We start from the raw sequence: 25,319 nt of genomic DNA, 5'->3' as shown, positions 1-25,319 counted from the left end.
CGGATTCATGCCCCGGGAATACAAGGGTGCGAGCGAAAACTTTGACACGACTTCTTCGGGTGTGCCGTATGCTTGTTCCGTTGCGTCACAGAACGCCTTCGCCCGCGACGGCAGGGTCCCGACTAGTGGTGCGCAACGACGATAGCGACGCGCAGAAAGATGGCGAGCCGCTGCAGAGCCAGTAGCAAAAGCAGCGGCCTCAAGTAGACTCGTTGCTGTTTCACCGGCGGTAGCGGAGACATAGGTGCTAAGCATGGTTGGCCCCCGGCATCGACACCTCGGTGATTCGGAATGCTGGATTCGTCTCGTCCAGTCCCGGCACCGACTGCATCATCGGTTCGACAGGAAGCCAGTCACCGTGACGACGAATGCTGGCTGAAGTGAATGAGCCTCCTTCGCGCAGTTTCCTGATTGCACGCAGATGTGGCCATTCAAGGGCAAGGGCATTCTTTGCCAACTTCACAAATTCGTCCTTGCCAGGTCGACTGAAATCCTCTTTCCGGCTAACACTGACGATATGAACGCACGCCTTGACCGCAAGCTCGCTGAGTCCACAAGTCAACCACCACATCGTTTCAGCGAACCATTCCGGTTCGCCAAAGCCCATACAGCCCGTCAGATACGTCGTGTAGAGATACTCGCACGTCAGGGACCACTGGGCGGAGTGCGGTTCTGCGGACGCAATGTTGTACCAAGTGTTCCCGGCGAGGAGCGCAGCAGCGGTGCTCTGCTCGGAGAGTGCCGCAGCCGCCCCGGGCGTTACAAGGCAAACAATCGGAATACCGGTGTCTGCGGTGAAACGCGCCAAGATTGCCCACAAGCTTTTGGCCAGCTTCGTGCTTGCGTTGCGCGTATTGATTTGCTCCACAATCAGTACGCCGATGTTTGCTGCAATCGCATAGGCCTGCAAGGCTGGCCCGACCTCCTCTTCCCCGCGATGAAATGGGCCGCGAAGACGCGCTGAATGAGTCATCTTCATAGCGTCGTCGAAGTAGCGGAGGAAGAGCTTTCCAAACGAGCGCGGCGCACCGTTTTCCGGGAACGGCACGGTCAGAGATGGCAGCCGCGTGTATCGAATCGTCCCACCCTGCGGGACCGCAATATCAATTTTTTCGTATTCCGTACCAAACATGCGTTGGATGGCTTTTCGAAACGCCTGCTGGCTCATCCCGGCTGGAATAACGACAACATGGCCGCGCGGCCCAGCGTTGGCGATGGTAATTGGCGCACCCTCCAATGCATGACCATGCCGGTCGGCCGAATGGTTTATGTACATGGCCGCGGAGACCGTCTTGCGTCTGAATTCTTCAGAGTTCAAGTTGCGCTCTGTCGCGCTTTCGGTAGCCGAGGCAAAAAGTTCGACTGCGAATCGGGCATGCTCGAACGTAGGAATCTGAAAATCGGTTACGCCGATACCGGGCTCCCCCAGCCGCTCCGAGGGGATGCATTCCATTGCGTCGTAACCGTCGTCAAGCGTGGTCACGTCCCTGGCAAACCGCGCGCAAGGATTGGACTGGTCTGGGATGTCCGCGAGTCGAGCGCTATTCAGGACGCCCGTGTCATCGATGGTCAGTTGCATGACGGCACCTGACCGGCTGGCGAGAACCGTGCGGCGGCGCCAGGCATTCGCTGGCACTCGCAAGAACGAACCGCGACCCGCCCGAAGGACACACGCAACCGGAGGGAAAGTCGCTGCGCCGGCTTGCGGCGGACAGTGCACGTAGATTGCGGCCCCAACGCTTCAGTTCGCGGGGCTGCGGTGCCGCTGCTGTTGCAGCGGATGGAAAAGTCGCGCGCAAGCATACGCGGCGACAAACGGGGTGTCGTCATAATTGCCTCTCAACGCCCGGTTACGGGCGTGACTTGACAAGGCGCGCTCCGTCTGGCAATCTGACGCGCGTGAGTGAGCGTAGATGTGCCTTTCGGGGTGCACCACGTGTGAGACGGCGTTCAAGGGGCCAACCTTGGACGCCGTTTTATTTTTGGGGTCTGTATTCCGCTACCGGGTTCCTATTAAGGCGTCAATGCGCTCAAAATTGCCTGACATTGGTTTGAGTTGCAGGACTCTGCATTTCTCGATATACTATTAACTATCCGGGGCAGATTTCCGATAGCTCGAGATTATGACAGGGTGCGATAGTAGCCGAAGCACTCTATCTTCCGCAAGTCTGTCGCGCTCAGCGACATTGGTCCTCCGCGCCGTACCGGATTCCCTGGCGGCCCGCATCTCCCTTCTTTTTCTTGCCGGCAAAGTGTCGATGCCGCATTCATCCGAGCCCAACGACGCGAGAATTTCGCGGGCAGCGCGGCATTTGAGCTATCGCAGCTCGTGCGCGGACTGTAGACGCTGTCGCTTCCCATCTAGATAATCTAAGTCGACGGGTGCGCGCAGCGCGCGCCTTCCTGGCGCGCCGTGTTATCGGAAACACTGTTCCAAGAGTGGACGGAGTTCAATGCCGATACATTTGTATCTACAAAGATAGTCGATTCTACAAAGATGACAAGGACTCTTGTAAGCGAGGAAGATGCGGTGTGGGGAGGACTAGCCTCCCGCGTCATCCGGGTCGCGCTTGAGCGAAAAGGACTGACCTATGCCGGATTGGCCGAAGAGCTAACCGCCATAGGGGTCCGCGAAACAGAACGTGCACTTATCTCGCGCCTCGCTCGCGGTACGGCAAAGCTCACTCTTCTGCTACAAATCATTCATGTAACGGAAGCCCTTGCTCCACGCCTTTGGCTCGGACCGTTGGCGCTCCGCGGGACGTGGGAGGAGCGAGCACAGGCAGTGATTATGGCGGAATTGGGGCAACGGCCATGGGTTACGCCGGACCGGCTCGTCGCCCTTCTCGGGGATATCGGAGTTGCCACGACAAAGCAGCTGCTCGCGTCCCAGTTCTCGACAGGGACGATTCCACTCTCGCTCTTTCTCCAGTGCGCGGTCGTGCTGGGAAGTTGCAGCCTACACAGCTACATCGACTTCGCAGACCTCGCTGCCGCAGTTGATATGGGCGGCCGCCCGCAAAAGCGCGAGTAGCTGAGTCCTTGCGTTCTTCAATCGGTGCACTAGACTGAATGCATCGATACATTTGTTCCGATTCGTTGAGCGCAATCTTGGTATCCGCACGACTCGCTGGCTCCCGAGAACCACGCAATCTTGGCACGTCACGTGACGGCCGCGGCATCTAGCGTTTAGCACCGAGACCTGCCTCTGCGCGTACGGGTTTTTTGCTTCATACCGCCTGACTAGTACGAGCGACATCGCGCGTGGATTGCAGCCACGCAGGGATGCTACGTCGTTCCAACCGGGGATATATGCGCGCTCGTGGGAGCGCGCTCGGCTTCATGCACGTTGTTCGTAATTCGACATGGCATGTCCGGAACGGTATGAATCTCTTCTCTAGGCAGGAGGCCGCAATGCCCGTCTGGAAACTACGCTCCTCCACCGAACTGCCGAGGATTCCGCTGTCTCGATGGGCCATATTCGAGACGCTGGAGGGGAGCCGGCATTTTGTCGGCGTGGACATGTTGGATTCGTCCGGGCGTGTCAGTTCCGCGATAGTGCGGTTCGACCCAGTAACAATGCAGGGTACAACCCGGAGCGGACGCATCTATGAGTTGGTCGGCAAGAACGGTTCGTCTTTGAATGCTGAGTACGTCTGGAAGAGATGGTGCGAACTGAACGAGGTTACGTCATACACCGACGTCACCAAACGTCTGCTTGACGGTGCTGACGATGACGACACCACGTGAGCGCACGAAAGCCGTTGTCGACACGCGAGAGTTCTTGCTGATGCTCGCTTCTGCCGACGAGGTAACCGTCCGAGGTCTCGTTCAAACGATGGCGATGCACCTGCTCAGGCACTATCCGCTCGACATCGACCTCGAAGTTTCGGCCGCTGCATTGCCGGGTGTCTGGGCCATTCCCGAACGCTGAAGACGTATCGGGACCGTAGCGGTATTGCCTCGTCAAAGCGGGCGATTTATCGGAAGGATTCCGCTGCCATAATGGACTGCGGCCATACTCGACTTCGAACGCATGGGAGTAGTCGCCCTTCCGGGCATCGGTGAGCCGACCTCCAGCGAGCCGTACTTCGGCAACACCTTCTCGATGTCAGCGGTGACATCCTCCACCAGTTCGGTCAGGCGTGTGCACATCCCGGTGATGGGGACAATCGCTTGGTCGCGAGCGGCATATTCATGTCCCGTGAAAATCGGCTGCCAAGAAAGAAAAATTCTTGCTGTACTCACCCCAAAGCCCGCCCGGCCGGCTTTTGGGGCGGCGGGCCTAAATTTCCTCCGAGTCGCCGATTATCTGCTCATCGTAGCGAAATCCGGTCTGTGACGGCGGTTCCTTGCCTATCATTTTTTATTGTCTACATAGGGTTTCCCCCGTATGATTTTGCTCGGCTTTGAGGGAAGCCGGGACAAGGAAAATCAAAATGGGAGCCCAAGACCTTCTCGCGTTATTCAATTCGGGGTTACGCCAGTCCGAACGGATTGTGAAACTGGATACCCCTGCCGGGCCGGATGTGCTGCTACCGCAAATCGTGGTGGGCACGGCGGGCCTGGGGCGCAATTTCGAGTATGCAATCGACGTGGTTTCGCTGCGGGATTCGCTCGAACTGAAATCGCTCATCGCGCAGCCGGTCACGCTGTGGATTCAGCGGGCCGACAAGACGTACGTCAGCCGCTCAAGTTGCTGTCGGATTTGCCGATACGCCAGAATGGAATGCTGCCGAGTTGGGTAGCAGCAATAGCGGACCAGGAACAAACGACGTGGAACTGAGTCATCAAGGGCGCGGCCTACTGAAAAATCTCCGGCATCTCTTTGTCGGCAATCATGCTCGAGAAGAAGACGTAGTACCCACGGACGAGTCGACTGCGCGCTATCTCGCGACTGCGTTCGTTGTTTGGCGATTCGAGCACGACGTCACGACGACTACGTCGAAAGGTAATGCCGCAATATCCGGCGCACACTTCGGTTATAACTCCGCCGACTTCCAGAATCACCTGCGGATGTTGTGCGAGAAGGCCGTACGCAACCGCGACATTCGCGTTCCGTTCATGCAGCGCATCGATGTCGCCGGCGCGAACGGACTCGAGTTATCGGCAGCAGTCCATCCTGTTCACGATTTCGGCTCTTACTCCGTGTTTCGACAATGCGGGAGTTGCAGCGGTAGCGGCAGAGTGCCGTGTGGAGGCTGCTCGGGCAGAGGACGGAACAGCTGTTCCAGCTGCGGCGGTATCGGCTCGAAGAATAGAACGGTCACGCATACCCGATGGAACGGCAACCGTAATGAGACTTACACGCAAACAGTTCGCGAGACCTGCGGCTTCTGTATTGGCAGTGGACGTGTTGTTTGCGCGCGTTGCGGCGGCTCAGGTAAGCAGACATGCGGTGCATGCGCGGGACATGGATTCTTCACCGACGTTGCTCGTGTTCAAGCGTTGGCACGTCCGTCATGGCACGTGCCGCCCCACCGCGGACTGGCCGCCGATGCGCTTGTGCGAGCCCTTGAACGAGGAGGACCAACCGGTGCCCGGAGATTGGTCCCGCTCGAACTGACCGGTACGGAGTACAACGACAATGACAACTGCGTCGCGTGCTATGAAGGCACCGCCGACGTTGTCGAACTCAGCCTCACCGTTGTGCAGAAGCCGTACAAAGTAGCCGCTGTCGGCAGCAACCTCGTCCCTATCGTGACGCCTCCGGTGTTTGACCAGCTGCTGCGTGCCGAGTTAGAGCGGATTGCGTCATTGAGCAATAGTAAGCGGGGACGCTCGAAGGTCCGGCGGCAAGCCAAGAAGCTCTTCTCGTCACTATGTGAATTGCCGGTCCTGGACCGCTCGATGCGCGCACTGGCGAAGCTCGACAAGCAGGCCCGAGCGAATCCCGAGCATGCGGTCACTCGCGCGGCAGAGGGTTTCATCACGAAGGAGGCAGCGGAGTCGATTGGTGGAGCGTTCCTCCACGTACTTGACAAGATTTCGCCGCCAAATTCGCCGGCGGCTTGGGCTCTTGTTGCTGCGTTCCCGGCGGTCGCTGGTTTCGTCGTTACGGCCAACAACTTCACAAACTTTTCGATAGCGAATCCGTGGAGCGCTCTGCTACCTCTGACATTCGCTGTCAGCATTTCAGTGCTGACCATGATACTGGTGTCGCCGTTGGGCTGGATGCTCAGCGCCGCGACAAGCTCTCTTCTGCGGCGCAAGGTGCCAATGGAGTACCGCCAGCGCGGGCGCAACTGGGCGCCATTGAAAGGAGCGTGCCTGTTCTCGGCTATTGCGGCCTTTGGTGGCGCGCTGTACGGCGCTGCCGGCGCTATGCACTGGGTGCCAACGGTGCACGAAGCAGCGGCTCCAGCGATTTCATATGCGATGACGCATACCACTACGGATTCACGAGCGCACGTTCTTCTCGCAAAGTTCGCGACATCGGCCCCGGCTGGAGTGGCGACTGCAACGTTAAGCGAAACCGATGTCCGTCGCGCGGTCCAACGACAATTGATTACCCGTGGATACCTACGTGGGCAAGCGGATGGAAACATTGGACCTCGCACGGTTGCGGCGATAGCGCGCTACGAGCGCCACGAACACCTGAGCCCGGCAACTTCGATGCAGGACCTCATGATGTACATGGAGCAGCATTAGCGGGAATCGCCCTGTGCTCTCTCTCGGCGGCCAATCGAATCAACTCCTTCAACTCGGGTGTAACCCGAAGATTCAAGATGTCGGACTTACGTTCCGTTCGTCAGGCTCCCGGAAAAGGGCAAGACGGGCGTCGATGACGACTAGCCCCCATCCGTATGCCATTTTCTTGAAGCTAACTCGCGACGCTCAACTACCGCTAAATTTTTGAAAAAATTCCCTAAAGCCTTAAAGATTTCAGCCGTAATCAAGTGAGCGCAAATGGTCTAAGCGCGGTCGGTGTCACGCGCCACAGAGGCCGCACGAACCTGAGCAGGAAGAAGAACAAGGAGCGAAAATGGGTTGGCTTGATTTTAAATGGAAGGTCCAAGACTACACCGAGAAGGTCACCAATTTTGTTTCTGGCGGGCACCTGGACCGGAAAAAGAGCAACAACATCGTCCGCTGGGCCGAGGAACAGAAAGCAGAGGCCGAAGCCCGGTTGGAGAAAGCGAGAAGCGATACTGGTGCCTCCCTTGAGCGACTCGGCGCGAGGAAGGCGGAGATTCTCCAGACGACCGTGCCCGAGTTCATCCAGTTGCTCGAGTTGATGGGCCGCGCTCGACAGCGTGAACGCGCGCTCGGCCGCGAAAACCTCAAAATCACCCAGATGCTTACCCAGGTCGGCGAGCTAAGGGCCGCCACCAGCCAGATTGGACAGATGATGCTTGGCGGCGCGGGCGGCACATTGGGAGGAGCGACCCTGGCCGCTGGCGCTTATGGGCTTGCTGGGCTCATCGGCACGGCATCCACAGGTACCGCCATCGGCTCCCTCTCGGGAGCGGCCGCCTCGAATGCGACACTCGCATGGCTCGGCGGCGGAGCGCTTTCCGCGGGCGGTCTTGGCACTACGGGCGGTATCGCCCTTCTGGGAGGATTTGTTGCCATCCCCGCCGCCCTTGGTCTGATGTATTTCGGCCAGAACCAGGCCAAGCAAAAGCTCGATGCAGCACGCGATTTCCGGGATGAAGTCGACGCGCTGGAGGCGCAAATCAACACCGTTGTCGCTCAAACAGAGAAAATTCGTGAAGGCGCAGAGCTAATGCTGAACACCATCGACGGCCTGGCTGCCGTTTTGCGACTTCAAACAGAGAAAATGCGCAACGCATTGAAAATATGCGCACAGCAGGCACTGGAACTTCAGGACGCGCTGGAACTGCCCGTCCTGGGTAATACCGGGATGATGAACAACGAGTTCTATCACTTCATAGAAAGGAGCCAGACCAACGGCCTGACTGGTCAGCAGGAGGTCACGGCATGATGGAGAATCACTCTTCAGCGATGCAAGCCATGCTCAAGGCGCGTAACGCGTACGAGCAACTTACCGCCATCCCCGGCGACGAAGTAGCGCCACGTAGTTTTGGCGGGAAATTCCTGAACCTGCTCGGAGCGGGTGCGCTAGACCGCAAGGCCACGAAGCGCATCAGAAGGCATTGCCTTGCTGCGTCCACTCAGGCGAATGAGAAACTGTCGGCGGCCAAGCAGATAGCCGCCAGCGCACTGACTGAATTTGAGGCGCACAAGGCAACCCTCTTTCGCCAGAAGGTAAAGAATTTCACTGGGGCCTACTCGCTTATCGACAAGTGTGAGCGCAGCGCCTACGTCGAGCCCTCCGACTGCGAGAAGGTGACTCGCGATGAACCGCAACCTAGCTTTCCCGCGATGCCGTCTGGCGCATTGAAGATTGTGGGCGGCTTCCTTCTCGGTGGGGCTGTAGGCGGTGCGATTGGGTACGGGCTGCTGGCCGCAGGGGTGCTTGCGGCCCATACCATTCCAGTCGCATTGGTTGCCCTATGTATGCTCGCGGGACTCGCACTCGCGATGCCGATTGGCGTCAAGCACGCATCGCGTCAACGGGATGCTGCGCGAGAAGCAGGGAAGCTTATCGCACGTAACGGACTGGCTTCGGAAATTCGTCTTCGCGACCTCGAGAAGGTCGGGTCTGGCGTAGCCATGATGCGAACTGAAATCGAAAGGCTAAGCGACGTACTTTCCACCACAGAAACCGCGACACTCGACCCCGTGCTCGAGGACGGAAGCAACGCCTGCACGTTGCTGCTAGCCGTTCTGGATACGCCACTGCTCGACGGCGAAGGAGCGCTCATGGCCGGCGTCATCGAAAAACTGCACGGCCAAAATGCGGAAGTCGGCGAACTGCAGCGCAGGATGGCCGCATGATGGACTCAATGCCCACAGATAGCAAAAGAACCCGCGACGAGGCTGCTGTAAACTTCGAACGCGAGGTTAGCTTCGCCGCTACGCTCCAGATACAACGGTTCGCGATGGCGAGCGCCCAGCATTTCGCTTCTCTCGAGGACCTGCTCCGGATTTCGAACTTCAAGATTACGGACCCGGATACCAACTATCACCAGCAAGCCGGCTTTTCAGCAGAGGTGAAGCAGGTCGCGCGAGCCAACGCCGAGAACATTATTGCCGGCAACAAGACGCGAATTGCCCGTACGGATGACTTGAATCAGGTTAATCACCAGGTCTACGACTACGTGGAAGTCGACGTCGATACTGGCGCGGCCGTTCTTGGCCCTGACGGGCAATTCGTCGGCGGTGCCCAGATGAAGGTCCACAAGAAAATCGAGAAGTATCAGGACCACTTCGGGAAGAACTACGACAAATACAAGACGGCAAAACTCGTCCTGCCGCCAGACCAGTTCGAAGCCATCATGCGAGACTGGGACAAGCAGCAAGCGAACCTCGAGGAGCAGGTCAACGCACTGACCAAGCAGGGCAAATCGAATCTTGCCGCCGAGAAGCAGGCTGAAATCAATCGCATCAAGGACGCTCGCCAACGAGCCGTAAAGGGCGAGGTGTCAACGACAGACGCCATGGAGGCGCGCAAGTCCCCTACCCTGAGCGTCGGTAAGGATGCGTTGCGCATTGCACACAAAGCCGGTGTCGAGGCAGGTCAAACGGCCGCAGCCATTGGCGGCGGCATCAGCCTTTTGAGGAACGGCTACGACGTTTTCAATGGAGAGAAGTCCGTTGGCGATGCTTCTATCGACATCCTCACAGACACGGGCCGCGCCGCGGTAATGGCGTATGCCACCGGGGCGATGACGGCGACTCTCGGAGGAGCACTACAAGCAGCCAACGGACAGGTCCTGCGCAATCTTGGCAAGGGGAGCACGCCTGCGATGATTGTCCAGGCGTCCACCGTACTCGGCAAATCCATACTTGACGTAATCACCGGGAAAATCACGCCTGAGCAACTCGTGAGTCAGATTAGCCGCGAGGGGACAACGCTCGCAGTGTCGCTCACCGGGTCAAACTTCGGAGCCGTCGTCGGCACGTTCATTGCCCCCGGTATCGGCACAGTCGTGGGTGGCTTCGTAGGTGGCATGGTCACTTCGATGCTGAGCGGCAGCATGCATTCAGCGCTGCAGAAGTCCGTGCGGGACCTCGAGCTCTCGAACGAGCAGCGCAAGCGAACTCAAGAGTATTGTGCACGCATCATCGCGCAGCACAACGAGTATTGCCTTCAAATGAACGCTGTATTCGACCAGTTCTTTCTCGAGAAACGCACACAGCTCAAGACCGCCTTCGACAGCATCGCGGAAGCTACCTTACGTGGCGAGAGTATCCGTGAAGGACTAGAGGGCATCGCGCAAGCGTTCGGAAAGCAACTCGCCTTTGAGAGCGGCGCCGAAGTGCGCGCACATCTCAGAAGCGGGCGCGTGCTTGAGTTCTGAGAGGCGCGCACAAAAAAGCCCGGCGCCGGACGAGGCTTTTGGTTGGCGAAGCCGGCTTATCCGGCCGCGAGTACTACCGACGAGTTCGAACAGACGCCAGAGGTAGCCGAGTTTCGCCGCCTATTCCGAACCCACTGGGGAAGGACGGCTGGTGGAGGAGGGCCCAAACTGTAATGCCGGTGTGCAATGAAGCTGCCAAGCCGGCTTCACCGATAGGTCTATGGCGAGCGAACCTTGTCACAAAATTATTGGTTGGCCCGCCTATGCTGGTTCAAGCTGAGTCCGCGCAAGCCGTTTACCCAAGCAAAGCGTCCACCAGCGCGTTGAGGGCACGACCGTCAACCTGCCGGCCATTGCTTGCCTCCCCTGCGTAAACTGCGTCAGCTTTGTCCCCAAACAGGTACGGGAGATATGTGCTGTAGTTGTCTGGCGCCTCGGTCAATCTGAATGACCAGCGCTCCTCCGCAAACTTGAGCATGGCGATGCCGCGGGCAGCAATACACGCAACAGTCCAGTCACGCCCGCGAAAAACTTGTGCCACCTGGGTTTCCGAGTGGCTGCCGACCTCGTAGGACATAAGCTTGCTGTTAGTACCGCCTTTTGCCCGGAATGGCAGGTTTGAGACGCTCGAATTCACCTTGTTCGACAGAAGCATCAGGTTACCGAGTGAGTGGACCACGGCCTTTCTCAGGGCTTTGGCGCGGCCATCGATGGGGATGGCTCTATCCCAGTAACCGTCCTCGTCAGGCGTCTGCGGGAAGATGTGCTCTACCGTCTTATCGAAACTGAATTCGTCCCACGGCCATTCAAGCGCAATGGGTTTGTTGCCCGCCTCACGCCGGGCCTCTTCGTATTCGAGCAGGAGGAGCCGGGCAAATGGCCACCTGTAGTAACCGGTGCCCTCCCTGAGTCGGGCCGCTACCTGCCGCTGTACATCAGCAGCGGAATACGCGCCCACCCACTCAAAGCGCGGGTCAGACCAGGAGTCGCCAACCTCCTCGTTATCGATATAGGCCTTCACATAGCTCTTCGCAAACGCGATGGCGTCGTCTGCAGGCATCGTAGGCAAGCCCTTATCCTTCCAAGGGCAGTCGAACGAGTCTGGGCGCAGGAGTGAGTGCGCCATCCGGTTCATATGCGACCGACCGAGGTGACTCGCTCGCCCCGACAAGTTGAGCACCAGTACGATAAAGCGCTCGACCTGCTCGAGAAGCCCTGCGACAGGCTTAATGTCCGCTTCGTATGCGCGAGGCTCCCCAAGCGCCTCAGAGTTGAGCGCAGTGGCCCGCATGTAGGCGGCCAGGAGGAGCGGCTTGAAATAGGCGTGGCCAATGCGTGCAATACGCTCCAGGTGTAACTGATGCGTTGTGGGCATCAGTTTGGTCTCGTGCACGTGAGACCACCAAACCGCTGCTTGTTCGAGATTGCGGATATATGCGGACACGTCTTCGAGCGCCAACGACTTGTTCTTCGCCGTAAAGGTCTCATTCAGCAAGACATTATCGAGCCAGTCTGCGTCCTTGACTTCGCCGAAATAGGCAACTGCGTGCGCGCGGAGAAATTCGTCGTCGTGGTTCTGTGTGGCCGGACTGCGGCCAAGGGACGTATAGATGCCTTTCCAGGCGAGATGAACCTGTTCGCGTAGCGCTCTGCCGTTCAGATGTGGCTCGTCGGTGCTGACGTCGACCTCGGCGTCCCGGGAGGGCAACACGTTGGTCAGGTAAATCAGCCGGTTTTTTAGTAATTCGAGCGTTGAAAGCTTCTTGCCGCGGTTATTCAGCGTCTCAAATGCAACGTGAATGTCGAAATCCGGGTGCGCATCGAGCACGAACAACCGGAATCGGTCGAGCAGGACATCCAGATACTGGCGCGCGTGAAAGGCATCCGGTAGTTCAGCGGCGCGCTTTCTGAAATATTGCGCGGCATTCTTGAGGTTGGCGGCGTAACTGGAGCAGTCGGGGCCGACACGGGCGGCCGCATTTTCGTCATTCAACGTCCAGAAATTGAAGTAGGTCTGCAATTCGGCGTTGTCAAGAAAGCTTACTTTGAAATCATGCCTCGCAGCGCGTTGGCTCTCGCCCTCCGATGCGCTTGCGCGTCGGGCGAGCGCACTGGCAAGCGTCATAGCGCTAATGACTCGCTGCTGGCCGTCAATTAGCTCCACCGACTGCAGCGTCGCGTTGTCTTCATTCAGCTGGCGCAGCAGTACAACGCCGGTGAAGTGTTCTTTGGCTTGGGAGGACACGGTGACGTGAAGGTCGTTCCACAAGGCTTCCAGCTGCGCTTCGCCCCAAGCGAAACCGCGCTGGTAGTCCGGGATGTGGAAGTGATAACCCGCTAGCAGGTCACCGAGTCTTTGTAGTTCCGCAGACGAAAATGCCAATTGTTACCCCGAAGTCGTGACGTGTCCGTTCTCTAGTGCCGGTTATTATGAAAGCTGCAACCTTTTCAATCATAGCTTGCACCTAGACCGAACGGTTAGGTGCCAAACGATGTCTAAATGATGTGTGCCAGCGCAACGGGTTGCCGCGCCGGCGCCATCCCTGATTGAAGTTTTACTGTTCGCCTAAGCCGTAGGATAGCTCGCCACAAGATATTCATGGAGCTCAACCGAGAACGACGTGGCAGCACTACGCAGCCGATTGTAACTGCAAAGCACGACCGGAAACCGGCAAGTAAAGCCATCGCTCCTTGACGGCTCTCCCCGTGCATTGCTCGATGGCATGAGCATACGCGGATAGCTGTGGGCCGTGCTCCCGCGCGAGTGCGTCATCATGCCTAGTGCCACCGGGATTCGACTTGTGGTCTATGAGGACCCATCCGTCAGGCGTATCCAGCAGCATATCGATACGACCTCGCAGTCGCGTTCCATCCGGGCGATTGGCCTCGACAGGCACCTCGACGCGAATCGTGCTCCCCGGCCAGTGCTGTTGCTGCCACTCGAAGAACGCTTGTAGCTGGGCGATGACAGCGGTCTTGTCGACTGCGTGCGCCACTCCCCAGATACTGAGGATTCGCTCGACATCAGCGTCTTGCACACTTCCTGTTACACCAGCGCGTGCGATACAGAGGTGCATCGCGTTTCCGAGTACGTCCATTTCGACGCTGGCGGTGATTGCGATGCGTACGCCGACCGGCTCTGATGTCACGACTTGGTATAGACCACCTTCGGCATCGCTCGGTCGATACCAGAGAGGCGGAGCATCGCTAACGCGCGCCGCCACGTACCAGCTACATGTCGATTCGTGCGGTGCTGGTGGCGCGCCCATTTCGGTGACTTTCCAGACTCCAGCTTTTCGGAGAAGAGTCCGCGCATCTGGCAGCACGACTGGACCTGTATCGCCGAACAGCAGGTCACCTGCCTCGACCTCATCCACCCAGTCTCTGTTGATGCTCCGACTCCGCTGGCAAGTCACAACAACGCTTACGTCGCGTGCACGTGTCATGCTGACATAGAGCAACCGCTTGTTCTCGGCAAGCGCATCCACCGCCATCCTCTGGCCGATAGCGCTTTGCTCAGCATTGGTGGCTGACTGCGACTGAGTCCGCTTGCCCCATGACCTCGGCCAGAAGTGCACGAAGCGATTTTCAAGTGGGCGCTCGGGATTGAACTCGCCGTCGGTACGCGCACGAACGCCCCACAGCGCACTTCTCGCTGCCGTTCCGAGGGACGTCAGAATGACGACCGGCCACTCAAGCCCCTTTGCTCCATGGTGTGTCATCACGCTGACGGCATCGTCGGCGGTCGCGGCACGGTCGTCGGCCAGGTCGTCAGCAAGTGTGCCAAGCCAAAGCAGCAGCCCGCTAACGGTTGCCGGACGTCTGGCGGCGATGCACTCGTCCTCATAAGCGGTGCCGAGGTCCATCAAGGCTTCCACGTTGGCGATTCGAGTCCTCGCTTGTTGGGGAGAACTCGACCATTGGCTTGCAACATGGGCAACGTGTGACTCGGCTTTGGCGAGTCGCAGCGCCTCCCGCGGGGTAAGAGCAGCGAGGCTTGCTCGCAACTTCTCCAGACGGGCAAGTAGCGGATGCGCATCGTCCCCCTCAGCTTTCCACCGCGAAGGGCTTGCATCTTCCCGGGAGAGGTACTCGAGCCGGTCCCCGAGCCACTCCTGCGCAGGAATGCCATCAGCGAGGGACAAAATAAGCGCGGACGCGACCGTGTCCCCTGCGTCGAGCAAGCGTCGAAGACACGCAAGAACAAAAATAGCTTCGGGCGTACCAAGAAGTCCGGCTCTCGGACTCGCGGACGGTACGCCCCATTGCGTCAGTGAAGTTACCGCAAGTTCAACCTGGTCGTTCTTGCGGCAAAGGACCGCTATATCACCCGGTCGAACAGGGCGTTCCTGCTGGGTGTGCCGGTCAACGACCTTCAACTCCGATTGAAGCAGTTCGCTGACTGCCTGCCCCAACGCGAGGTAGTCGGACTCGTTGTTTTTGCTTTCGAAGTTCCAGTGGAATAACGCCGGTTGCCCTGCAATGTCATTCCTCGATGGTTGCAGGTGCACCTGTTCCGGCTGCAGTTCCGGAAGGAACGCAGAGCCAAATACCGCATTTGTGAGAGAGACCAGCGACGGCGTTGAGCGTCGGGAGGTAGTCAGCGGAGCGCCCAGCTTCCCGCCCCAACCCTCAACAGCCGCGAGAATGCCTGCAATGAGCCGGGCATCGGTGCCCCGGAATCCGTAAATGGCCTGCTTCGGGTCTCCAACCCAGACAGAGCGCTTGGCCAGTTTGGCGAGTTCCACGAAAAGCGCGAGCTGTAGCGGGCTGGTGTCCTGGAATTCGTCGACCATCACAAGGTCGAGCTCATCGGCCAACGCTTGGCGAACATCCTCGTTCTTGCGGATAACCTCAAGCAGCAGAACTTCCTGGTCGCCAAAGTCAGCCGCACCCATCGCACGCTTGGCTTCGGCATAGGTGTCGAGCGTCATGGCGGCCAGTTCGAACACCAGTTCTAGATAGGAGCGCACATCCGCATGGAATCCAGGATGCGATTCGTGCGCCTGTGCGGCTTCCGAAACAGGGGTGATAGCCGCGCGCACTACGGCACCGGCGTTCAGCGTGCAAGCCGCAATCCAGTCTGGCCAGCTCCAACGCCCCTCCCGAAAGCACCGCTCGAGGCGCTCCAGCTCCTTGTGACCATTCCGAAGGTTCTGCGCGACATTCCCGCCCGCGGCCTCAGCCGTTGCAATATGCAACGATACGTCCGTCAGTGCCTTCGTCAAGGCGACAACGAGTTCTCCCGTTGGGTCGCTGCTTACGGAGGGAGTGGGCCAATTCGCCAGCATCAGGTCGGCATTCCGATGGCCCATTTTTCGCAACTCGTCCGCCGAAATATCGTTATTCCGAGCGGCGTTCACTACATCCTCAATCTGCGCTGACCATTCCGCATGGTCGATGCCAAACCTGGTGGTGAGCATTACCAGCTTTTCCCGCCCGGCGTCGTCGAGCGTCTCTGCTAGTGACGTCGCCAGCAGGCGCTTGGCCTGACCTTCACTCAAGACGGTCTGGTCCGGGGATAGACCTATCTCGAAGCAGAAGCGCTTCAGCAACTGGCCGCATACGCTATTGACTGTTCCGAGCCTTGCCTGGCCGATAGCAGTAGCGAGCCCGATTGCGCCTTTGTTCAAGAGCCATGCGCGCGCGCGCTCGCGCAGCTCCGTTGCAGCTTTGACCGTGAAGGTTGTCGCGAGGACGGCGTGCGGCCGTGCTTCGCCTGACTCGAGTGCCTCGGCGAGCGTCTCCGTGAGCTTGTAGGTTTTACCACTGCCCGCACCTGCGCTGATGAATTCGATGTTGTTCATTGCTCCCATCCCCCGAGCAGTACCATATAGTCCTTATCCCACGCATTCGGCCCGTTCACCGGCAGTGTGCCCTCAGGTCCGTTGAAATCTTCCCCGCCGCCAACTGGAACGACATCGATGTGGCCTTCAGCCCATTGATTGGCGCGCCAGGACCAACTTGCCCTGGCCTGCTCAATGAGACCTGCGGTTGCAGTCGGAGGTGGTGTCCGAACCTGTGCAGTCGGGATGACGTCGGGGGCACTGACGTACATCGCGCCAGTCTCCAGAATGAAATAACCCAGCGCCGCCGGCGCGACGCCGGCTTGCTGCTGGTACAGCGACGAATAGAGTGCTAGCTGGAGATGCTGCCCGTCGTGCAGTGCGTCCGCGTAATGCTTGTCGCCGCGCCATTTCATATCCAGTGCTACAGCTGGGCCACCAGCCAGTTCGACGACGAGGTCGATTTTGCCGATAAGCGACACGTCGCCGAGCTTACCCGTGACAGGCAGCTCGGTATGGACACGGGTAGCCTTCGCGGCGCGCAGATGGCGCATCATCGAACGGATTGCATGCTCGCATACGCTCCTGAATCGTTGCAGACTGACCCCGGCACCGTGCATCAGCAAGATGGCACCCTCAGTCCGAAGGAGGGAATCAACGTTGTCCCGGAACCATGCAACCGCCTGCTCGTCGCTCCAGCTCAGGCTGTCCGCCTGCTGAAATAGCTTCTCGAAAACACGATGCGCGAGCGTGCCCAGGAGATTGTTGCCATCCCGTGCCTCAAGTATCGAGGCCGGGCGCATGCGTGCGATGCGCTTGAACGCGTAGAGTGCGGGCGCGTTGAATAGCTCCGACATGGACGTGTATGACTGGTCCGTCGTCGGTACTGTAATCGGCTCACAGAGTTCGAGCGACTGAGGCGCTGGAGGCAACGCCGTGCGCGTGACGTTCTCCGCGAGCGTCCCAACAAACCCGTTCGAAACCTGCGCATCAAGGTTGACGCGGTGCTCCTTCAGGTCTGGCCAAAGTTTCAGCAGCAGTTGCCGAACAGGATGCTCCTCCGCGCCAGGCGGCGGCAAAACCATAATAAACCGGCGCCTCGCGACGAGCAGTGGGCGCAGCCACTGCCGGGACAATAGCTCCAGTTCGCTCTGCGGGTCGCGCACCTCCACGCCGAGGTCCCGGAGTATCGCGACTTCCGACTTCGTCCATTCAAGCGGTAGCGGCAACTGCGGCGTCGATGGCATCCACCAGATGACCTCGTCGGCAGAATCGATGCAGGCCGCGGCGTCCGACTCGGCCCGAAGGCAGCCTACCTGCGCCGGCGCAAAAGGGTTTCCGGCACTCATTGGCGTTGCGTGCTCAAGAAGCTGTTCAACCATGCGCGGTGCGATGGCGGGCGCGCCCTGGCTTTTCAATTCAAGCAGACCGTCCCGAACTGCCGAGCACTGCTCTATCGCCGCGCCGAGCGTCGAGTTCAACAGACCATCGTCCGCGAGCCTTTTGCGCAGGGCATCGGCCAGCTTCTCGACCCGCGCCAGAAGCGCATCGACGGGTGCGCCGGCATCGCGATTCCAGCGCTCGCCCTCAAGCCAGAAAGCGATGTCCTCAAGTATGGCTTCGCCGTTTTCGGTGCCGTGGATTTCCTGCTTCGCTGATTCCCATGCACCGCCTCCGATACCCGGTTGCTCCGCGACAGCCTTCGCGAGCCGAACGCGTGCCTTCCGCGGGAAAGGGCCAATGGGATGAGAAAGAAACTCGACGAGGCGTCCGACATCAACCGGGGCCCAGCACATTTCAAGTGCCAGGCCAAGGGCCTGTAAGGCAGGACGCAGGCTGCTGACGCGGCGAAAGCCACTGCTGGCGCCACCCGTCGCCATCATCGTTGCGTCGACCGAATCACCGTCTGACTCGCACACCAGAAGCCGGTCTGCTGGCGTTTGGCGGCAATATGCACTGAGCCAATGCTCAGCAGCCTCTCGGGTCGATGACTGAACAAACACGATACTGCCGTCGGCAATCGGGTTGACGAGGGGACGAAGCTCCCCCCTCGTAACTGCCTCGAGTGCACTTTTCTGAAGTTCACGAAGCAATCCTTCACCTTGAGGCTCCGGCTCCCAAGCCCTGACTTCAGGCAGGCGGGCGAGAACTCCGCGCCAGGCGCGCGGGAAGCTGTCCAGCGGGTCGACAAGCCGCACGGATTCGATTGGCGTCCGCCCGGTTTCGAGCGCTACAAGGACCGCAGCGAGGCGCTCCGCTTGTCCGGGTGGAATGTTGCCATTAGCAATCTGCTCGACCTCCGCCATCTCCACCAACCTTCGCGGACTGCCTGCGGGTGCTGTGCCGTCCCAACCTCCGAGGCGCCAATCGTCGCGCCAGGAAAGAAGTTTGGCGCTGGTGCCGACGCTATCCGCCTGAAGCGAATGACTGTAGAACCGGCTCGGCACCGCTTGCTTGCGCAAATTGCCGAGATAGCTCGTGACGCGCTGCGCCGTGCTTACCTCCGGGCGGCTCAGCCCAAGCCAGGTTTCAAGAAGCCCGAGCAGGCCCAGGGGGCCGACGACAGGCTGGTCCAGGGTGTCATGATTGCAAGGCCCCAGTCGGCTGTCGAGTTTCAGTCCAAGAGTGACATGCATGAGTAGTCTCGAGTAAGGCAGGTCTTGAAGGCAATGCGTATCATCGCGTGGTCATCAACGCATGAACTCGACTTTCGAGGTTGCGCAAACCCACCGTCGCAGATTCTTGTTCCACGCATCCGAAAAACTCCGCTCGATGCGGTTCTGGGTCCACCAAAAAGCTCCTCTCGTGCCGGCGCCATCGCTCGCGTGGCAGCATCGCTTCCGGCGAAACGACCTGAAACGCGGTCCCAATCGCGATGAATACATCATTGCCAGTCATCTCAAGTTGCATGCGATGCAGCTTCACGTATTCCGGTGCCGCTTCCTGGAAGAACACCACACCTGGTTTGACCGTTTCTGCTGTCCCGCATCGAGGGCAGGCGGTATCGAGGCGATACTCTTCACCGCTCTTAGGGAAGCGGAGGTCGCACGACGTGCAAAGCATTGAATGCATGTCACCGTGAAGGTGGGTGACCTGCTGCGCGCCTGCCTGCTCGAGCAAATCGTCGATGTTCTGTGTGATAAGTCGAACCCGCTCAGGTCCCCACAGGCTCTGCCAGGCAGCGAGAATCCGATGTGCATCGTTCGGTCGCGCGTCCCGTTTCTCGGCGATTCTCTGGTTGTAAAAGCGGAATACCGCTTCCCGGTTACGGCGCCAGGTTAGAAAGTTGCAAACCTCGTCGATGCTCTCCCGACTCCAGATACCGCCGCCGGTACGGAATGTTGGAATGCCGCTCTCGGCGGACAGCCCTGCTCCTGAAAACACATACAGGCGCGGACCAGTGAAGTGCTGTGCAGATGACACCGTTCATCCTCCGACGGGGAATGCATCGATTCTTTTTCGAACGTACTGAGGCCAAGTATCGGTGCCCGTTGCCGAGCCCCGGCGTCTACGCCCCGATTTCACTTGTGTCCGTTCCAGATGGGGGCCGGGTCGTCATCCCATGACGGAGCGAATTCCACGGCTTTCCATTTCGGGTGGTTTCTATCGAAAGGCGTCCCGGGACCTTCTAGCGGGCGGTCGTGACGATATATCCATCCTGGCAGCCCGGCGTTCGACATCTCCTCGTAGCGAGCAATAAATTCAGCGGTCGACATGCGCGGCGCATAATGCAAGAACTCGCGGCTCTCAAGCTCGCAGTCGGGTGTCCATATCTGCCAAGTGTATTTGTAGAACCTCCGCGGTGTTATTGGCAGGTACCCTTTGCAAAACGCCAATGTATCGGGGCGTTCTCGCGCCCAGCTTTCTCGGGTAGGTATTCGCATGGCAGTACGGTGGTCCAATTGTGACTTTAGCGCACAAGAGCGCGTTGGCTCAACGACGTTAATCGTTTTCATCGCAACGGACCAAAGCCATCAACTGATTTCCGTTTCCGAACACGTGCAGCCTGGAATCGAATGTCTTGTCCAGTTGTGGATTGTAGATTCCAACCATTCTGCCGCCCACGTAGGCGAACTGTTTCCCCTGGCTGCCGGTCTGGATACGGCCAATAATCCTCGACGAACCGTCACGAATATAGATTGTGCTCACAACGCCCCCCTCTGTTGTCTTGCTGATTAGAAGTTGTCGGCCCAGCGGTCCCAGAATCCGGGCTCATCGTGATGCACGTTCTTCATGGCGTCCTGCAGCGTGACGACATAGAACCGGACGTCGTCGAAGCGCATCGCGCCGTCTGGATACTCGAGAAATGCCTGAACCGTTCGGTACTGACTGTCTGTTTCGTCGAACGGCACGTCGATGAAAATCTCCCCGGCATACGAACGCACGACTGTCCCGGAGGCAACCTGCCCGCACTCGCGCCACCGGATACCTTCGCTATCGAGCCATTGCACGATGCGCAAGCGGCTATCCAGACCCCGGTAGTCCGCGCGGCGAGGACGTTGCGCTTTCATGAATTCGAGATAGAGCACGTCCCGCTGAAGTTTTCGGGCGATTGCATCAATGTGTTCGATGAGTTGCGGCATGGCATTTCATCCGTGTCGTTGGGAGAAAGTTTTGTCGCGGCGACGTCATTCGACGACGTAGCCCATCGCCGCGGCACAGGTTGGGCAGAGCGTCCTTACCTGGCCGTCCTCATGCCCGCGCAGCGTCCCTGGCTGACCACACCGCTCGCAAGTGCTCTGGCTCAACCTTGCAGCTTCGGTAAGCCAGTTATTCACGGCGTCTGTTATGTCGCCGCGCAGACGAAAACGCAGACTGCCCAGCTTCTCCCGCACTTCAATCGCGACCAGATGCGACCTCCACGATTCCACTTCGAGCTTGCGCGACAACTCGTCGATGATGCGATACCAGCCATCGTCGCACTCGAACAGGCAACAGCCGGAAAAGCGCGGCTTCAGGGAGCGGTAGATTGCCGGATAGCTCGCCATCAGAGCGTCTTCGAATTCCCGGTTCATCGCAGGCACTCGCTCAATGAAGAACCGGCCGGCATTCATTGTTGATGCCATACGGCACGTGCCCGGTCGCTACGAGTTGCGAAGCTGCTTCGCAGTTGCGCACGTGGTCGTCGAAGAAGATGTCAGGCCTAAATTCCGCGAGAAAGGCCGTCTTATCCTTGCCGCCGAGAAACATAGCCTCGTCGACCGCGACGCCCCACGCCATCAGCGTGCGAATCGCCCGCTCATGCGCCGGCGCACTGCGGGCTGTGACCAGCGCCACGCGCACCTGTACGACCGACCGGCGCTGGCTTCGAAGTGCGCACAGGGCGGCAAGGAATGGCTTCAGCGGACCGGCAGGTAATGGCGAACGCGCGTGACGCACCTCGTGCGCATTGAACTCCAGCAACTGCCGCTCTTTGAAAACACGCTCGGCCTCGTCACTGAAAAGGACTGAGTCTCCGTCGAACGCGATGCGCAGTTCCCCGTCATTCTGGGCGGTAACCAAACCTGAAACCGGGTAGACCCGGGCTGCGGGAAATCCTGCCGACATCGCTTCTCTGACGTCCGGCGCATGAGCAGAAAGGAACAGGTTTGCCTCAAGCGGCGCAAGGTAGCGGTGGGGCTTTGCACCGCTAGTAAAAATGGCTCGGCTGATTGCCAGCCCATGATGGCGGGCCGATGTGAACACCCGCAGCCCCGTAACCGGGTCGTTACGCGACAGGATGGCAACCTCGACGTCGTTGTTCCCGCCGCTATTGAAGGCGAGGAGCTTTCGCACCAGTGGGAAGGCCACGCCCGGGCTCGCCGGGACGTCCAGGCGCGTGGCCTGAAGCGCACAATACGCCGATGGGTCGTCTTCCTGAAACAGCTGATTTTCTGCCTCAAAGTCGAACAGCGCCCGGGCCGAAACGGCGATGGTGATTTTTGTAGTCGAAGTCATAGGTCTCTCCTGTGGCTGGAGACAATGATGAGGGGCACAAGGGACAAAAAGTGTCCCAGTCCTCTCGTAGAATCATGACAAGCCAGAAAGCTGACTCACGCACCGTTGAACGACGCACAGACCGATGACCTCCAGCCTTGATGAAGCGATTCTTCGAATCCTGCCTACGGACAGGGAATCGGACTCGTGGATGCCCACTTCACGGGTTATCCAACTACTGACCGACCGGGGCCACCAGGTCGACTATCCGCGGCAGGTTCGACGCCGCCTTGCTCGGCTTGAGCGCGAAAGGCTTGTGTTGTGCACGATGGACGGGCAGCAGCTTCTATGGCAGCGCCAATCGTGGTTGCAGGGTGCCAACCAGATGGCCAACCTGATGAGCGCCTCGGAGGCGGTAGCATTCCACGCGCTCCGGCGCTTCGTGGCGGACAAGCTGCCCGCAGCGGTCACCATGGACATCGAGCCACTGTTCAAGGCCGCCGATACCCGTCTTTCGCAAGACGGGGAAGACAGCCGGCTGTATCGGGCGTGGGTATACAAGATTGGTTCAGTGGAGCCGACCTATCTGCTGGGGCGGCCGCCCATCGACCCAGAAGTCTTCCAGACGGTTGTGACTGCGACGTTCTTCGAGCGCGAACTCATTGTTCGGTATCGGCCGGCCTACAAGGAGATAAGCGATGAAGACATCAAGCCGAAACGGCTCTGGCCGCTCGCACTTGTCGAATCAGCCGGCCTCATGTACATGGTCGCCCAGAGTCCGGACCACCCGCCACGCCCCGAGGAAGGCAAGCCAAACTGGCTTCGAATTATGTATCGACTGGACCGTTGTATTTCTGCGGTCGATTCCGGAACAGCGTTTGCGTACCCACGGGATTTCAACCTGAAGGCGACGATTGAAAAGGAGCAGGTGTTCGACTTTCTTCCGGAGCCGCCTGTCGTACTGGAGCTCGCGCTAGAGCCGCCCGAGGCGAAGCGACTTGGGGAGCGGCGCATGTCGGAGGACCAGCGACATACGCCGCTGCCCGATGGCCGGATAAAGGTGACAGGAACGGTGGTCCCGAGCGTCAAGCTACGATGGTGGCTTCGTTCCCTCGGCGCTGCAGTGGAGATTCTGGCACCGGCCGTACTCCGCGACGAATTCGCTCGCGAGGCGGCTGCACTGGCGAAGCGTTACGTCACCACTACGTGAGCGGCACATCGGCAAACTAAACAGCGTAATCGGGGTAGTGAGTGGAACACGAAATTGCAATCAGACGGGCGGCGGCGTGGATTCGCGATGCGGACGGCCTGCTCATCACCGCAGGCGCTGGCATGGGGGTGGATTCCGGGCTACCCGACTTCCGGGGAACGGAAGGCTTCTGGCGTGCATACCCGGCGCTGCGCCACTATGGATTTTCGTTTGAGGACATCGCCAACCCCGCGGGCTTTGCGAGCAATCCGCGCCTGAGCTGGGGATTCTATGGTCACCGCCTCGCGCTTTATCGCGCGACCGTTCCTCATGCCGGCTTTGGCATTCTGCTCAGGTGGGCGTCGGCGATGAAGCACGGCGCTTTCGTGTTCACCAGCAACGTCGACGGCCAGTTCCAGAAGGCAGGATTCGATGAACAGCACATTGTGGAATGCCACGGCACCATCCACCGGCTTCAATGCGTCGAGGCTTGCATCGATGAGACGTGGTCTGCTAACGACTTCATGCCGGTCGTCAACGAAACGACATGTCTGCTCGAGAACGAAATGCCGAGGTGTCCACATTGCGGAGGTCTCGCGAGGCCGAACATTCTTATGTTCGGAGACTCGCAATGGGTGGAGAAGCACGCGGAAAGGCAGGAAAACCAGTTCGCATCCTGGTTCAAACGCGGCCAGCGCCGGATAGTGGTCGAGGTGGGCGCTGGCCGAGCAATACCGACCGTGAGGCGATTTAGTGAAAGGCATGGCCCTCGTGTCATCCGCATCAACCCACGGGAATCAGCGATACCGATTGCAGTCGGAGTAGGAGTGGCATGCGCGGCGCGAGACGCACTGCAACAAATCGACAATGAACTCCGCCGACAAGCATGAGCATTTTCCCTTCAGTAACCGTCGACTTTTCCGTTAACGAGAATGGGCCTTTGTGCAAAATGCGAGCCCCCATTGCTGGCTCGAACCGACTTCTACCAAGAGCTGAACTGTCGTGAACCGTACTGACTACCTCGAAGATAAAGACGTTCAGGATTTCGTCGCCTTCCTGGCCGGCGTCATCCAGGGCAAGTCCCTCGGGCTTTCCATCGGATTTTCCAGAAATCAACTTTATGATGGCTTTGAAGACAAGTTCCCGGGTGGCTACCACGACTACCGGAATGGTGGTGGTTCGGTCTACGTGGTGCGCGCCGAAAGTCTTGAAAGCCTTTTTGATATGTATTGGTGGAACCGAAAGGATTTTGAGGGCAACATGCTTGCGCTCAGCGCAGTCAGCCAGAAAATCAAGGAAGCCATTGAGGGCGAGAATAGCTCGCGTGCGCACAAGCTCGCCGAAGCGGCATGTCACGAAGTGATGAAGTGGGGCTTTGGGGAAAAACGTCGCGCGTACGCCGCAAATATGAGTTGGGCAAAGCAACAGGAACAAGCCCTCCCCCATGTCCTGCGCATGGGGCGAGAAGCATTGAGCGGAGACAATCCGAACATTGAGGCTTTCGGCGGCAGTGAGAGCCGCCACACCCACTCGCCGCGAATGAATGCCGGCTGGACGAAGTACTACGCGCTGGCACTTCCCAATCACATTATTTACGATGGTCGCGTTGGGGCCGCCCTTGGGTTCCTCGTGCAACGATACCTGGCCTCCCTGTCCCACTTTGCAGGCGTTCCGGAGAAGCTCCAGTTCCTGTGGGCCAACGGTGATGGAGGCCGCACGCTGCGCGACCCGTCCACTGGCGGACACCAGTTTAGCAAGCTGTATGGCGGATGCTACGGTTCCAAATCCTGGGCCCGAGTGAACGTCTGGGCCAACTGGATTCTTTCTGACGCACGTGATAAAGCCGGTGCGGAATGGTGCGCAGGACCTGATGGGCTTCGTAGGCTGGAGGCGTCGCTTTTCATGCTTGGGTATGATTTCTATCGGGTTCGTGATTCGCGTAGCGGCAGAGGAACCGACCAGCTCCGCAGGGCAAGAAGAGGTACCAGCGAAGCTGCCTAACAGTTGGTCTGGCGTTCCGCAGGAGAAGCCTCCGTT

18 protein-coding genes are annotated in these 25,319 nt (G+C 59.0%); 10 read left to right on the top strand and 8 right to left on the bottom strand.

The window, feature by feature from the left end:
- Window positions 1-247: 247 nt before the first annotated feature.
- Window positions 248-1,579 (bottom strand): hypothetical protein, encoded by a 1,332-nt coding sequence (locus tag HWX62_RS05425; protein WP_175930188.1) that lies wholly within the window; start codon window positions 1,577-1,579, stop codon window positions 248-250.
- 1,835 nt (window positions 1,580-3,414) lie between these two features.
- Between HWX62_RS05425 and HWX62_RS05420 the strand changes: the two genes are divergently transcribed.
- From HWX62_RS05420 to HWX62_RS05390, 7 genes are all read left to right on the top strand, one after another.
- Window positions 3,415-3,750, top strand: a complete 336-nt coding sequence (locus HWX62_RS05420; RefSeq protein WP_175930189.1) for a hypothetical protein — start codon at window positions 3,415-3,417, stop codon at window positions 3,748-3,750.
- The gene (locus HWX62_RS05415) at window positions 3,734-3,934 is read left to right on the top strand and encodes a BPSL0761 family protein (protein ID WP_175930190.1); all 201 of its coding nucleotides are present in this window, start codon (window positions 3,734-3,736) and stop codon (window positions 3,932-3,934) included. Before HWX62_RS05420 ends, HWX62_RS05415 begins: the two co-directional genes overlap by 17 nt.
- 505 nt (window positions 3,935-4,439) lie before the next feature.
- On the top strand, window positions 4,440-4,748 hold the full coding sequence (locus HWX62_RS05410) for a hypothetical protein (RefSeq protein WP_175930191.1): 309 nt from the start codon (window positions 4,440-4,442) through the stop codon (window positions 4,746-4,748).
- Between the two features lie 28 nt (window positions 4,749-4,776).
- Complete coding sequence (locus HWX62_RS05405; protein WP_175930192.1) at window positions 4,777-6,651, top strand: peptidoglycan-binding domain-containing protein; 1,875 nt, start codon at window positions 4,777-4,779, stop codon at window positions 6,649-6,651.
- Window positions 6,652-6,985: 334 nt separating this feature from the next.
- The gene (locus HWX62_RS05400) at window positions 6,986-7,948 is read left to right on the top strand and encodes a hypothetical protein (protein ID WP_175930193.1); all 963 of its coding nucleotides are present in this window, start codon (window positions 6,986-6,988) and stop codon (window positions 7,946-7,948) included.
- Window positions 7,945-8,865: a hypothetical protein gene (locus tag HWX62_RS05395; protein WP_175930194.1), complete on the top strand. Its 921-nt coding sequence runs from the start codon at window positions 7,945-7,947 to the stop codon at window positions 8,863-8,865. Before HWX62_RS05400 ends, HWX62_RS05395 begins: the two co-directional genes overlap by 4 nt.
- On the top strand, window positions 8,862-10,391 hold the full coding sequence (locus HWX62_RS05390; protein ID WP_175930195.1) for a hypothetical protein: 1,530 nt from the start codon (window positions 8,862-8,864) through the stop codon (window positions 10,389-10,391). Before HWX62_RS05395 ends, HWX62_RS05390 begins: the two co-directional genes overlap by 4 nt.
- Window positions 10,392-10,686: 295 nt before the next feature.
- On the opposite strand, the gene HWX62_RS05385 is transcribed toward HWX62_RS05390, so the two are convergent.
- From HWX62_RS05385 to HWX62_RS05355, 7 genes are all read right to left on the bottom strand, one after another.
- Window positions 10,687-12,774, bottom strand: a complete 2,088-nt coding sequence (locus HWX62_RS05385; protein ID WP_175930196.1) for a DUF262 domain-containing protein — start codon at window positions 12,772-12,774, stop codon at window positions 10,687-10,689.
- Between the two features lie 247 nt (window positions 12,775-13,021).
- Entirely contained in the window at window positions 13,022-16,198 is a 3,177-nt protein-coding gene (locus HWX62_RS05380; RefSeq protein WP_175930197.1) for a UvrD-helicase domain-containing protein, read from the bottom strand.
- Window positions 16,195-18,813 carry a PD-(D/E)XK nuclease family protein gene (locus HWX62_RS05375; protein ID WP_175930198.1) on the bottom strand — a complete coding sequence of 873 codons (2,619 nt, stop codon included), beginning with the start codon at window positions 18,811-18,813 and terminating at the stop codon, window positions 16,195-16,197. The genes HWX62_RS05380 and HWX62_RS05375 overlap by 4 nt, the downstream gene beginning before the upstream one ends.
- A gap of 40 nt (window positions 18,814-18,853) precedes the next feature.
- Window positions 18,854-19,600 (bottom strand): Sir2 family NAD-dependent protein deacetylase, encoded by a 747-nt coding sequence (locus HWX62_RS05370; RefSeq protein ID WP_175930199.1) that lies wholly within the window; start codon window positions 19,598-19,600, stop codon window positions 18,854-18,856.
- A 752-nt stretch (window positions 19,601-20,352) separates the two neighbouring features.
- A complete protein-coding gene (locus HWX62_RS33005) occupies window positions 20,353-20,760 on the bottom strand; it encodes a hypothetical protein (protein WP_226211346.1) in 408 nt (135 codons plus the stop codon).
- A gap of 45 nt (window positions 20,761-20,805) precedes the next feature.
- Window positions 20,806-21,192, bottom strand: coding sequence for a hypothetical protein (locus tag HWX62_RS05360; RefSeq protein WP_175930200.1), 387 nt, complete (start codon window positions 21,190-21,192; stop codon window positions 20,806-20,808).
- 13 nt (window positions 21,193-21,205) lie between these two features.
- A complete protein-coding gene (locus HWX62_RS05355; RefSeq protein WP_175930201.1) occupies window positions 21,206-22,114 on the bottom strand; it encodes a 5'-nucleotidase in 909 nt (302 codons plus the stop codon).
- 124 nt (window positions 22,115-22,238) lie between these two features.
- Between HWX62_RS05355 and HWX62_RS05350 the strand changes: the two genes are divergently transcribed.
- The 3 genes from HWX62_RS05350 to HWX62_RS05340 all read left to right on the top strand — a co-directional run bounded on the left by HWX62_RS05350 (window position 22,239) and on the right by HWX62_RS05340 (window position 25,283).
- Entirely contained in the window at window positions 22,239-23,303 is a 1,065-nt protein-coding gene (locus HWX62_RS05350; protein ID WP_175930202.1) for a WYL domain-containing protein, read from the top strand.
- A 41-nt stretch (window positions 23,304-23,344) separates the two neighbouring features.
- The gene (locus HWX62_RS05345; protein WP_244135974.1) at window positions 23,345-24,172 is read left to right on the top strand and encodes a Sir2 family NAD-dependent protein deacetylase; all 828 of its coding nucleotides are present in this window, start codon (window positions 23,345-23,347) and stop codon (window positions 24,170-24,172) included.
- 112 nt (window positions 24,173-24,284) lie between these two features.
- On the top strand, window positions 24,285-25,283 hold the full coding sequence (locus HWX62_RS05340) for a hypothetical protein (protein ID WP_175930203.1): 999 nt from the start codon (window positions 24,285-24,287) through the stop codon (window positions 25,281-25,283).
- Window positions 25,284-25,319: the final 36 nt, after the last annotated feature.

Source organism: Burkholderia sp. BCC0506, assembly GCF_902833145.1.
Taxonomy (GTDB): domain Bacteria; phylum Pseudomonadota; class Gammaproteobacteria; order Burkholderiales; family Burkholderiaceae; genus Burkholderia.
The sequence above is the reverse complement of the archived record's forward strand: the minus strand, read 5'-3'. Positions and strand labels throughout refer to the sequence as shown.

Bases quoted from the DNA above. Each gene is read 5' to 3' on its own strand.
- HWX62_RS05425 (WP_175930188.1), bottom strand. From the start codon at position 1,579: ATGCAACTGACCATCGATGACACGGGCGTCCTGAATAGCGCTCGACTC.
- HWX62_RS05420 (WP_175930189.1), top strand. From the start codon at position 3,415: ATGCCCGTCTGGAAACTACGCTCCTCCACCGAACTGCCGAGGATTCCG.
- HWX62_RS05415 (WP_175930190.1), top strand. From the start codon at position 3,734: ATGACGACACCACGTGAGCGCACGAAAGCCGTTGTCGACACGCGAGAG.
- HWX62_RS05410 (WP_175930191.1), top strand. From the start codon at position 4,440: ATGGGAGCCCAAGACCTTCTCGCGTTATTCAATTCGGGGTTACGCCAG.
- HWX62_RS05400 (WP_175930193.1), top strand. From the start codon at position 6,986: ATGGGTTGGCTTGATTTTAAATGGAAGGTCCAAGACTACACCGAGAAG.
- HWX62_RS05395 (WP_175930194.1), top strand. From the start codon at position 7,945: ATGATGGAGAATCACTCTTCAGCGATGCAAGCCATGCTCAAGGCGCGT.
- HWX62_RS05390 (WP_175930195.1), top strand. From the start codon at position 8,862: ATGATGGACTCAATGCCCACAGATAGCAAAAGAACCCGCGACGAGGCT.
- HWX62_RS05380 (WP_175930197.1), bottom strand. From the start codon at position 16,198: ATGAACAACATCGAATTCATCAGCGCAGGTGCGGGCAGTGGTAAAACC.
- HWX62_RS05375 (WP_175930198.1), bottom strand. From the start codon at position 18,813: ATGCATGTCACTCTTGGACTGAAACTCGACAGCCGACTGGGGCCTTGC.
- HWX62_RS33005 (WP_226211346.1), bottom strand. From the start codon at position 20,760: ATGCCGCAACTCATCGAACACATTGATGCAATCGCCCGAAAACTTCAG.
- HWX62_RS05360 (WP_175930200.1), bottom strand. From the start codon at position 21,192: ATGAACCGGGAATTCGAAGACGCTCTGATGGCGAGCTATCCGGCAATC.
- HWX62_RS05355 (WP_175930201.1), bottom strand. From the start codon at position 22,114: ATGACTTCGACTACAAAAATCACCATCGCCGTTTCGGCCCGGGCGCTG.
- HWX62_RS05350 (WP_175930202.1), top strand. From the start codon at position 22,239: ATGACCTCCAGCCTTGATGAAGCGATTCTTCGAATCCTGCCTACGGAC.